The sequence below is a fragment of the Anaerophaga thermohalophila str. Valhall genome (genome assembly GCF_000250735.1).
GTDB classification, from domain to species: domain Bacteria; phylum Bacteroidota; class Bacteroidia; order Bacteroidales; family Marinilabiliaceae; genus Anaerophaga; species Anaerophaga thermohalophila_A.
On record NZ_AHZV01000017.1, the window covers coordinates 1 to 1,366 of the forward strand.

Annotated in this window: 1 protein-coding gene; it reads right to left on the bottom strand. The window is 35.6% G+C overall.

What is annotated here, in order from left to right; genetic code table 11:
- Positions 1-129: 129 nt before the first annotated feature.
- The gene (locus OQ5_RS0100655; protein WP_016775640.1) at positions 130-1,236 is read right to left on the bottom strand and encodes a Fic family protein; all 1,107 of its coding nucleotides are present in this window, start codon (positions 1,234-1,236) and stop codon (positions 130-132) included.
- Positions 1,237-1,366 lie beyond the last annotated feature (130 nt).

Below are 1,366 nucleotides of genomic sequence, written 5' to 3' on the forward strand. Positions count from 1 at the left end.
GCGTGGTTTCAGACCAGCTATGGATTTATCAGCTTGAACGGATGGGAGAGGGTAAAACGATACTCTCAATATGCTGTGGATGCCACGACTGGCGTATAATAGCTTTGTTGCCGGCTGGGCTTAAATTCTTTATTCAATTAATTCGTAATTTGTACTTCTTCCTCCTTCTACTGCTTTTTTGAGAATCCCTTTATCAATCAAGTCTTGTATATCTCTTAATGCAGTATCTGGTGAACATTTTGTTATTTTTGCCCATTTAGATGAAGTTAATTTCCCCAAAAAATCTCCATCAAGAATTTTGTTAAGCATTAATTTTTGCCTTTCATTTTGGATTTTTAATGCATTTTCTATCCAGAAATTGTGTTTGCTAATTACTTTTTCTAAAATTATATTAGATTCATTTAGAGCATTTAGCAAACAATTTAAGAACCAGGTAAGCCATTTTGTTATATCTAAATCTCCTTTTTGGGTTTTTTCAAGAATTTCATAATATTCCTTTCTTTCTTGTCTAATTTGGGCTGACATACTGTAAAACCGCTGTGATATTCCATCTGCCCGTGCTAATAGCATATCACTTATTGTTCTGGCAATTCTTCCATTTCCGTCTTCAAATGGATGGATTGTGACAAACCATAAATGAGCAATACCTGCTTTCAATACTAAATCAATTTTTTCATAATTATTGAACCAATCAAGAAAAGTATTCATTTCTTCCTCTATTCGTGTTGCGGCTGGGGCTTGAAAATGAACTTTTTCTTTTCCCATTGGCCCAGAAATCACTTGCATGGGTCCCGTAGAATCATTACGCCAATTACCGACGATGACTTTATACATTCCACTTCTCCCTGTTGGAAATAACGCATAATGCCAATCAAAAAGTCTTTCCTTTGTCAAAGGTTGGCTAAAATTCTGCGTAGCATCAAGCATCATGTCTACAATACCTTCAACATTTTTGTCTGATGGTATTAATCCGGAAATATCCATACCCAATTTGCGAGCAATTGATGAGCGAACCTGTTCTGGGTTTAGTATTTCTCCTTCGATTTCAGATGAACGTAATATTTCAGTTTTTAATGTTTCTAATTCAGCTTGTTGTTTTAGATTAAAACCTAAAGATTCCATCTTGCCAACAATCCTTCCTTGCAGGTTTCTCACCTTTCCAAGTAACTCTATTATTTCTTGGTCATACCAAGTAAAGTTCGGCCAAAATTCGTTTTCGTAAATGTAAACCTTCATTTTATTCCGCAAATTTTACGGTAAATATAGTGGGTTTTCTCCGCATTTTGAAATTTTCTCCGCATTTTTTGCGTTATTTAAAGACATTTTTCTCCGCATCTGGGGTCATTAGCCTTGCCGGCAACGTCCC